Raw genomic sequence first — 9,450 nt, 5'->3', positions numbered from 1 at the left:
GGGCGCGTCCTGGCGCCGTCGAACCGCGCTTACGCGCCGCTGAACTCGGCCCAGCCGAGGCCGTCGTAGGCGGGCACGAGCCCGCCGGGCAGCAGCGGCGCCTCCGGGGTCTGCTCGCCGAGCACGCCCCTGGCCTGGATCTGGTTCATCTCCTGCATGACGTCGGTGACGACCGGGGTGCCGAACAGGTGGAACATCCGCTCCCCCGACTCCGTCTGCATGGTCCCGGTGCGTTCGACCGCCTCGGCGAGGTTGCGCGAGGACAGGGCCGGCTCGCGGGAGTGCACGCCGCCGACGAGCGTGCTGAAGGCCTCCAGGTCGGTGGCCTGCATGCCGGTGACCTTGCGTGCCTTCCAGAAGTAGTTGTCCTCGCTGCTCTGCATGTCGTAGAAGGCGGAAAGGAACTCGTAGAAGACGGCGTACTCGCGGCGGTAGCGGCCCTCGAACTCGCCGAAGGCGCGCTCCTCGGAGAGCGCTCCGGCCAGGACGCTGTTGATCGACCGTGCGACGAGCAGCCCGGCGTAGGTGGCCAGGTGCACGCCGGTGGAGAACACCGGGTCGATGAAGCATGCGGCGTCGCCGACCAGGGCCATGCCGGGCCGCCAGAAGCCGCTGTTGGAGTAGGAGTAGTCCTTGCGGGTGCGGATCTCACCGTAGACGCCCTCGGTGACGCGGCTCGCCTCGGACAGGTAGTCCTTCACGATGGCGCAGCGGTCGATGAGGCCGAGCAGTGCCTTCTCCTGGTCGCCCTGGAGTCTGGCCGCGTGCTCGCGGCTGATGACGGCGCCGACGCTGGTGAGGGTCTCGCTGAGCGGGATGTACCAGATCCAGCCCTCGTCGAAGGCGGCGCACAGGATGTTGCCCGCGTCGGGCCCGGGCAGGCGCTTGCCTCCCTCGAAGTAGCCGAAGAGCGCGATGTTCTGGAAGAACTCCGAGTAATGCCGCTCGCCACCGACGCCCTTCCAGATGCGGCTGCGGTTGCCCGAGGCGTCGACGACCCAGCGGGCCTCGACGGTGTGCTCGGTTCCGTCGGCGTCGGTGTAGCGCACGCCGGTGACCCGGTCGCCGGAGGCCGTGACGTCGACGACGGTCGCGTTCTCGCGGACGTCGACCCCGTGCCTGGCCGCGTTCCGCAGCAGGATGTGGTCGAACTTCATCCGCTCGACCTGGTAGGCGAACGAGGTCGGGCCGGTCAGCTCGGGGGAGATGGCGAACAGGAAGTTCCACGGCTCGGGGTTGACGCCCCAGCGGAAGCTGCCGCCCCGCTTGACCGTGAAACCGGCCTTCTCCATCTCGTCGCTCACGCCGAGCAGGCGGCAGATGCCGTGCACGGTGGCCGGGAGCAGTGACTCGCCGATCTGGTAGCGCGGGAAGGTCTCCTTCTCCAACAGGACGACCCGGTGGCCGCGGCGTGCGATCAGCGTCGCGGCGGTCGATCCGCCGGGGCCGCCGCCGACCACCACGACGTCGGCGCTGTGGGTGATGCTCACTGGTTCTCCTCCATGCGGTCGCTGATCAGCCGCCACCAGTCGGCGACGGTCGGCCGCTCGGCCAATTCGATGAACGTGGTGTTGACGCCCGCGGCGCGCCAGCGCTCGACGAGGCTCATCACGCGGATCGAGTCGAGGCCGCGATCCAGCAGGTTCTCGTCGTCGGAGATGTCCGCCGGGGGTTCGGAGAGGACGTCGGCGACGTCCTCTCGGACGCGTTCATGGGTCAGCGACATGGAACGACCGCTACTTTCTCGTTCGGTGGCAGTTCGGGGGGGCAGTTAGGTGGCGGTTCGGTGGCGGTTCGGGGCGGGGATGGTTGTTCAGCCGAGGGCGGCCACGGACGCGGAGCCGACGCCGGGCAGGCCGCTCTCCCGCGTGCCGCCCGCGATCGAGCGGACGATGTCCCCGGCCCGGACCGCCACGTTGGACAGCAGGGAGGAGGAGAGGCCGTGGGCGTACTCGGTGCCGCCCTGCAGGTAGATCCCGGCCGTGACGGACGGGTCGGTGAGCACGCGGTAGTCGGGGCCGACCCGGAGGCGTCCCTGCTCATCGACGCGGCAGTGCCCGGCCAGCTCGCCGAGCAGCCCCGCCGGGTCGACGGGACGGTAGCCGGTGGCGAAGACGACGGCATCGCAGTCGAGGACGGTCCTGTCCCCGGTCGCCAGATGGTCGACGCGCACGCGCACGCCGTCGGCGACCTGGTCGAGGCCCGCGACGCGGGAGACGTTGAGCATGCGCAGCCGCTGCCGCCCGGTGACCTTCTCCTGGTAGGCGCGCCGGTAGAGCTCCTCGATGAGCTCCAGGTCGACGACCGAGTAGTTGGTGTTGCCGTGGTAGTCGAGCAGGGCCCGCCGGACGGGCTCGGGCGCGGCGTGGAACTCCTCCACGGCCTCCGCGTCGAAGATCCGATTGGCGAACGGGCTGTCGTCCGCGGGGCTGTAGCCGTAGCGGGCGAAGATCGCGCAGACCTCGGCCTGCGGGTAGGTCCGGTGCAGGTGGTCGGCGACCTCTGCGGCGCTCTGTCCCGCGCCGACGACCGCGAAGCGCCGCCGGGTGAGGGGCGGCAACGCGGGCAGCCGGGTCAGCAGGTCGGCGTTGTGCCAGACGCGGTCCGAGGGATGCATGCCCTCGGGCAGCCGTGGCTGCAGGCCGACGCCGAGGACGAGGTTACGGGTTCGGCGCAGGACGCCGCCGTCCGCGCCGAGGACGTCGATCTGCGCCGCGTGGCCGTGCGCGTCCCACACCGGGCGGGCACCGCACACGGGGGTGCCGTAGGTGACCTGGTGTGAGAACAGCGCGGCGACCCATTCCAGGTAGTCGTTGAACTCGACCCGGGTGGGGAACAGCGTCTTGTGGTTGATGAAGTCGGCCAGTCTGCCCTTGGCGTGCAGGTAGAACAGGAAACCGTACTCGCTGGCCGGGTTGCGGAGGGTCGCGAGGTCCTTGAGGAAGGAGACCTGCAGCGTCGTCCCCTCAAGGAGCATCCCCCGGTGCCAGCCGAAGCCGCGCTGGCGCTCGAAGAAGGACGCCTCCAGGGCCGTTCCCGTCGTGCCGTGCTCCCACAACGCCACGGCCAGCGCGAGGTTGGCCGGTCCGAAACCGACGCCGACCAGGTCGAGAGGCCGCCGAGATCGGGATCTCTCCGCGGGGGGTTTCGACATTGCGCTCCTCGTGTCTGCGGGCATGGCTGAGCTCCCTCGGGACAAGGGGCATGGGTGAAGGTGAGTTCGAAAACCTACCGGGGTTACTTAGGTAAGTCTTACCTAAGATTCATGCCCCCAGGGGGGACGTCAAGGGGCAATTGCCCGTGAACCAAATCACAACGGACAGCCGCTTGACAGGGCCCGGCGGCCCATGGAAAGTAAAGTTAGGCTTACCTAAGTTGATCGGTGGGGTAGAGCAATGAACGAACCCGGTCTCTCGGGTGCCGTGGCGCTCGTAACGGGCGCCGCGCAGGGTATCGGGGCCGCCGTCACGGTCGCGCTCGCCCGTGTAGGAGCCGTCGTCGCCGGGGTCGACGTCCTTCCTGACCCCTGGGATGACCAGGGCGAGAAGGTCACCCGGCTGATCGCCGACGTCACCGACCCGGTGCGGATGGAGGCGGTCGTCGAGGACGTCGAACGCGTCCTCGGCCCGATCGGCGTCCTCGTCAACGTCGCGGGAATCCTGCGCACCGGCGCGGCGACCGACCTCAGCGAGGAGGACTGGAACCACGTGTTCGCGGTGAACGCCGGAGGCGTGTTCCACACCGCGAGAGCCGTCGCGCGCAGGATGGTCCCCCGCGGCGCCGGGACGATCATCACCGTGGCGTCCAACGCGGGGGGCGTGCCCAGAATGGGCATGGCGGCCTATGCCGCGTCGAAGGCCGCCGCCGCCATGTTCACCCGCTGCCTCGGGCTCGAACTGGCCGGGCACGGCATCCGCTGCAACGTGGTCTCCCCCGGTTCGACGGAGACCTCGATGCAGGCCGGGCTCGACCGCCGGGCCGTGCTCGAGGGAGATCCTTCGGCCTTCCGGGTGGGCATCCCGCTCGGCCGGATCGCCGATCCAGCCGACATCGCGGACGCCGTGCTCTTCCTCGCCTCCGACCGCGCGCGGCACATCACCATGCAGGACCTGTACGTGGACGGCGGCGCCACGCTTCGGGCCTGAGATCTGTAGGAAAGGCCAGTTTTGAGCATCGCATACGAGGCGGTCACCGCCTCCGAGCTGCTGTACGGGTACCGTCCCGGGCTCTCCTGTCTGTTCTCCTCCCCCCAGCACACCCTGCTCGGCCTGGGCGTCGCCGACGTGGTGCCGCCCGCGGCGACGCTGCGCGAGCTGGCGGGCCGGGTGCGGGACCGGGCGAGCCTCGTCATCGGCGCGATCCCGTTCGACGACCCGGGCTCGGCGCACCTCGTCGTGCCCGAGCAGGCCCGGTGGGCCGACCCGTTCGTCCCCTGCGAACCTCCGGAAGCCGAACCGGCCCAGCCCTGGCGGATCGTCGCGGTGCCCAGCCCGGCCGACCATCGCAAGGGCGTACGGCGCGCGCTCGAACTGCTGGAACAGGGAGCCCTGGACAAGATCGTCCTCGCCCGCTCCCTGGAGCTGACCCGTCCGGAACCGGCAGACGTCGTGACGATGGTGCGCCGTCTGGCGAGCCGCGACCCGCACGGCCACATCTTCGCGGTGCCGCTGCCCGGGGGCAGGACCCTCGTGGGCGCGAGCCCGGAGCTGCTGGTCTCCCGCGCGGGCCCGGCGGTCGTCGCCAACCCGCTCGCGGGCTCCGCGCCGCGCAGCGCCGATCCGGACGAGGACCGCCGCCGCGCGGCGGCCCTGCTCTGCTCGGCCAAGGACCAGCGGGAGCACGCCGTGGTCGTCGAGGCGGTCGCCGACGCGCTCGCCCCGCACTGCCGCGCCCTCAGCGTGCCCTCTGAACCCTCGCTCATCTGCACGGCCACCATGTGGCACCTGTCGTCCAGGGTCACCGGGCGCCTCACCGACCCGGGCACGACCTCGCTCGACCTGGCCGTCGCGCTGCACCCGACGCCCGCCGTCTGCGGCACGCCCACGGCGGCGGCCCGTACCGCCATCGCCGGCATCGAGCCGTTCGACCGCGGTTTCTACACCGGAACGGTCGGCTGGTGCGACGCCTCGGGGGACGGCGAGTGGGCCGTCACCATCCGCTGCGCGGAGGTTTCCGAGACCGGCGTCCGCCTGTTCGCGGGCGGCGGGATCGTCGCCGGATCGGTCCCCGAGGACGAACTCGAGGAGACCTCCGCGAAGTTCCGCACCCTCCTGCACGCCCTCGGCCTCGATCCGCGGGCCTCGAACCACGAGTGACGGGAACCACCATGAGCAGTGTCGTGCCGTACCCGCCGGAGTTCGCCGAGCGCTATCGCGCCGCCGGATACTGGCGCGGCGAGACCTTCGGCGGCATGCTCCGCGAGCGGGCCGCCGCGCACGGGGACCGCGTCGCCCTGGTCTGCGGTGACGAGCGGCTGAGCTACCGCGAGCTGGACGAGCGCGCGGACGGGCTCGCGACCGGCCTGCTCGGCGTCGGCGTCGGACCGGGCGACCGGGTCGTCGTCCAACTCCCCAACCGGCTCTCGTTCTACGAAGTCTGCTTCGCGCTGTTCCGGATCGGGGCGCTGCCCGTGTTCGCGCTCCCGGCCCACCGGGCGTCGGACATCGAGTACTTCTGCGCGTTCACCGAGGCCGCCGCGTACGTGATCCCCGACACGCACGAGGGGTTCGACCACCGGCGCCTCGCGGCCGGGCTGAGGGTCCCGAACGTGATCGTGGACGGCGACCCCGCAGGACACCGCTCACTGGACTCCCTGCGGGCCCGGCCCTCCGCCATCCCCGGCCCCGCCCCGTCGGACGTCGCCTTCCTGCAGCTCTCCGGCGGAAGCACCGGCCTGCCCAAGCTCATCCCCCGCACCCACGACGACTACATCTACAGCTTCCGGGCCAGCGCCGAGATCTGCGGGCTCGACGAGACGAGCGTCTATCTGTGCGCGCTACCCGCGGGGCACAACTTCCCGATGAGCTCCCCCGGAGTCTTCGGCACCCTGTACGCCGGGGGCCGCGCGGTGCTGGCCCCCCATCCCGGCCCGGACACCTGCTTCCCGCTGATCGAGGCGGAGGGCGTGACGATCACCGGGCTGGTGCCGCCGCTCGCGCTGCTGTGGATCGAGGCCGCCCGCCGCGGCGGGCACGACCTGTCGAGCCTGCGGGTCCTGCAGGTCGGCGGCGCGAAGCTGAGCGAGGAGGTGGCCCGCAGGGTCGCCCCCGCCCTCGGCTGCGCCCTGCAGCAGGTCTTCGGCATGGCCGAAGGGCTGGTCAACTACACCCGGCTCGACGACCCCGAGGAAACCGTCGTCACCACGCAGGGCAGGCCGATCTCCCCCGACGACGAGATCAGGATCGTCGACGACTCCGGCTCCCCGGTCGCCCCCGGGGAGACCGGTCACCTGCTCACCCGCGGGCCGTACACGATCCGCGGCTACTACCGCGCCGAGGAGCACAACGCCACCGCCTTCACCCCCGACGGCTTCTACCGGACCGGCGACGTCGTACGGCGGACGCCGACCGGCCACCTCGTCGTCGAGGGCCGGGCGAAGGACCAGATCAACCGGGGCGGCGAGAAGATCGCGGCGGAGGAGGTCGAGAACCACCTGCTCGCCCATCCCGCCGTACACGACGTCTCGGTGGTGGCGATCCCCGACGCCTACCTCGGCGAACGGTCCTGCGCCTACGTCGTCACCCGTTCCCCCGTCGGCGGGCCCGCCCTGAAGTCCTTCCTCCGGGAGCGCGGCCTCGCCGGCTACAAGATCCCCGATCGGATCGAGTTCGTCGACACACTGCCGACCACCGCCGTCGGCAAGATCAGCAAAGTCCGGCTAAGGACCCGGTGACAACCGCAGAGAGGATCGACGTGGCCATCCCCGCCATCGCCCCCTATCCCATGCCGGGAGAGAACGAGCTGCCCGCCAACCGGGTGGAGTGGACGCCGGACCCGAGGCGTGCGCTGCTGCTCGTGCACGACATGCAGAACTACTTCGTCGAGGCGTTCACGCCGGAGGCCTCACCGATCTCCGACCTGGTCACGGGGATCACCACGCTGCGCGAGACCGCCTGGGCGCTCGGCGTCCCCGTCGTCTACTCGGCGCAGCCGGGCGGGCAGACCCGGACACAGCGCGGCCTGCTGCAGGACTTCTGGGGAGCGGGGATCGGGCCGGAGCCTGGCGCCCAGGAGATCGTCCCCGCCCTCGCTCCCGGCCCGGACGACATCCACCTCGTGAAGTGGCGCTACAGCGCCTTCCACCGCACCTCGCTGAGCGACCTGATGGCGGAGACCGGCAGGGACCAGCTGATCGTCACCGGGATCTACGCCCACATCGGCTGCCTGATGACGGCCTGCGACGCGTTCATGAGTGACACACAGGTCTTCTTCGTCGCCGACGCCGTCGCCGACTTCTCCGCCGAGCACCACCGGATGGCCCTGACGTACGCGGCGGAGCGGTGCGCGATGGTCCTGCCCGCGCGGCGCCTGGCCGAGCTGCTCGCCGCTTGCGCGTCCCGCTCTCCGGCGGCCGCGGCGCGCTGACTCCGCGAGCGGGGCGTGGGACTACGGGACGCCTCGCTCGCGGGCCGCCGGACGGCTATCGTCCGGCCTCGCCCCTGAGGTGGGAGAGGACCACCGGGTCGATCTTGCCCTCGACCAGGCGGCCCTCGAGGTTCTCGACCCCGGCCCACTGGTCGAGCGTCGTGTATCCCAGCTCCTTCAGCCGGGTCTCGATCTCCTCGGCCAGCTCCCCCGAAACCTCAAGCAGTGTCGCCGGGTCGGGCTTGCCGAACAATAGCTCGTGAATCCCGAGCAGCCTGCCCAGCTCGGCGGCCGGGTCGGGGTGGTCGTCGACGCGCAGGTCGCAGGCGACGTCGCCGGCGCCCGCGTAGCCCGCGCCCGCCTCGACCACGTAAACCGCCGCGCTCTGCCTGCCCCTGCGGTCGCCGCCCGCGGCGTCGCCCGCCGCCAGCGCGGCCACCAGCCGGTGGGTGAGGGGCAGGTCCGCCGACGCCAGCCAGGCCAACTCCATCGCCTCGACCACCTCGGGGCCGGTCAGGATGTTGCCCTGGATGGCGTAGCCGTCACCGCTGACCCCGCCCGCCCAGTCGGGGCACTCCTCCCCGGTGAAGGTGGCTCCGTCTCCCTCGGCGCCGACCACCCCAAGCTGGCGCTGCGCCCGGCCGGTGTCGGCCGCGGTCAGCCCCGCGACCACGTCCTGCGCGCGCACGCCGGTGCGAAGCATCGCCAGTCCCTGCGGCCGGAAGGCGACGTTGGCCCACGCCTGGGTCGCCAGCGCCCCCGCGCCCGCCTCGGCGGCGGGCACGACCGCGCCCGCGGCGGGGAACTTGCTCGCAACCGCGACCCCGTAGGCGTCGCCGGACCGTGCCACGATCGAAAAAGTCACCCGCAGACCGTACCGGCCGACGGCGGGGAGGTCCACACGTCCCGGAGGGGCGGCGTCGCGGGAGACCGCGCCGCGGCCCCGCCCTCAGCGCTTGATCGCGATCAGCGCCTTCACCAGCCCGGCCATCCACTCGTACTGGATCTCCGAGTGCGGGAAGTAGTGCCGCATCTCGGTCTTGCTGAGCAGCTCGATCTCGGCGACCGAGCGCACCGCGCTCTCCTTGTCCGTCGGCCGGGTGTGCACCAGGGGCCAGCGCCGTACGGTCGCCGCCCGCACCGCCATCGGCATGAACTGGAAGCCGGGGAAGACGTAGTGCGGCTCGACCGGGAAGTAGCGGTAGGGCGTCTGCACCCAGTGCCGGTCGGCCAGGTCGTAGACCGCCTCGGCGAACATCTCCCGCCGGATGTGGCCGCCGACGTGCTCGATGACCGCGTTCGAGAAGACCAGGTCGTAGCGGGTTCCGTGGGTGGCCGCCCGCAGGTTGCAGGCGTCGCCGTTCTCCACGGTCATCCACGAGGGCAGGTCGGCCGGCGGCGTCGAGAGATTGACGATGTGCACGTGGGCGGGCCGGACCGGCGCCCGAAGCCAGGCGCTCGCCGTACCGCCCAGGTCGATGACCGTCATGTCGTCCACGTTGGGGAAGAGTCGCGCGAACCAGTTCCAGCGACGGGCGCGTGCCTTGGCGCCCAGGGAGTCGGGCGCGTCCACGAACCGACTACGTAAGGCGGTCAAACGACTCATCGATCATCCATTCTCGGAGCTGGACAATTCATCAGACAGTTGAGTCAAATTTCCAAAATGGTTGCGACCCGCACCGCTCGATGATTTTCCGATTCCGGACATGCGGCAGGGTTAGGCGATACCCCTTGATTCTCATGAACTTCAGAAAATTTTCCATAGAAGGGAGATCTGTCGTTAGTGCATCGTTATAGTGCGTCGCCGAGTGACCCACGTGACTCCCGGGCAGGCCGCGAAGGAGCACGTTCCCCCCGGTCCCGCGA

9 protein-coding genes are annotated in these 9,450 nt (G+C 70.9%); 4 read left to right on the top strand and 5 right to left on the bottom strand.

The features are described 5' to 3' along the window. Nucleotides 1–29: 29 nt before the first annotated feature. The 3 genes from AB0395_RS19920 to AB0395_RS19910 all read right to left on the bottom strand — a co-directional run bounded on the left by AB0395_RS19920 (nt 30) and on the right by AB0395_RS19910 (nt 3,154). Entirely contained in the window at nt 30–1,490 is a 1,461-nt protein-coding gene (locus tag AB0395_RS19920; RefSeq protein WP_366282482.1) for a tryptophan 7-halogenase, read from the bottom strand. After that, nucleotides 1,487–1,726 (bottom strand): phosphopantetheine-binding protein, encoded by a 240-nt coding sequence (locus AB0395_RS19915; RefSeq protein WP_366282480.1) that lies wholly within the window; start codon nt 1,724–1,726, stop codon nt 1,487–1,489. The genes AB0395_RS19920 and AB0395_RS19915 overlap by 4 nt, the downstream gene beginning before the upstream one ends. A gap of 87 nt (nt 1,727–1,813) precedes the next feature. Continuing rightward, nucleotides 1,814–3,154, bottom strand: coding sequence for a lysine N(6)-hydroxylase/L-ornithine N(5)-oxygenase family protein (locus tag AB0395_RS19910; protein ID WP_366282479.1), 1,341 nt, complete (start codon nt 3,152–3,154; stop codon nt 1,814–1,816). 241 nt (nt 3,155–3,395) lie between these two features. Here AB0395_RS19910 and AB0395_RS19905 point away from each other — a divergent pair, with 241 nt between their 5' ends. The 4 genes from AB0395_RS19905 to AB0395_RS19890 are packed head-to-tail and all read left to right on the top strand — an operon-like array spanning nt 3,396 to nt 7,584. After that, nucleotides 3,396–4,145: a 2,3-dihydro-2,3-dihydroxybenzoate dehydrogenase gene (locus tag AB0395_RS19905; protein WP_366282478.1), complete on the top strand. Its 750-nt coding sequence runs from the start codon at nt 3,396–3,398 to the stop codon at nt 4,143–4,145. 21 nt (nt 4,146–4,166) lie between these two features. After that, nucleotides 4,167–5,315 (top strand): isochorismate synthase, encoded by a 1,149-nt coding sequence (locus AB0395_RS19900; RefSeq protein WP_366282477.1) that lies wholly within the window; start codon nt 4,167–4,169, stop codon nt 5,313–5,315. Nucleotides 5,316–5,326: 11 nt separating this feature from the next. After that, a complete protein-coding gene (locus tag AB0395_RS19895) occupies nt 5,327–6,892 on the top strand; it encodes a (2,3-dihydroxybenzoyl)adenylate synthase (protein ID WP_366282475.1) in 1,566 nt (521 codons plus the stop codon). Continuing rightward, entirely contained in the window at nt 6,889–7,584 is a 696-nt protein-coding gene (locus tag AB0395_RS19890; protein ID WP_366282474.1) for an isochorismatase family protein, read from the top strand. Before AB0395_RS19895 ends, AB0395_RS19890 begins: the two co-directional genes overlap by 4 nt. A gap of 55 nt (nt 7,585–7,639) precedes the next feature. On the opposite strand, the gene AB0395_RS19885 is transcribed toward AB0395_RS19890, so the two are convergent. Together AB0395_RS19885 and AB0395_RS19880 are read right to left on the bottom strand one after the other, a co-directional pair. Then, entirely contained in the window at nt 7,640–8,449 is an 810-nt protein-coding gene (locus AB0395_RS19885) for a DUF1028 domain-containing protein (RefSeq protein ID WP_366282472.1), read from the bottom strand. Between the two features lie 84 nt (nt 8,450–8,533). Next, entirely contained in the window at nt 8,534–9,157 is a 624-nt protein-coding gene (locus tag AB0395_RS19880) for a class I SAM-dependent methyltransferase (protein ID WP_366282471.1), read from the bottom strand. Nucleotides 9,158–9,450 lie beyond the last annotated feature (293 nt).

Origin of the sequence: Streptosporangium sp. NPDC051023 (genome assembly GCF_040689595.1) — a bacterium.
Lineage (GTDB): Bacteria > Actinomycetota > Actinomycetes > Streptosporangiales > Streptosporangiaceae > Streptosporangium.
Note: the sequence above shows the minus strand (reverse complement) of the source record. Positions and strands in the feature narration are given on the sequence as shown.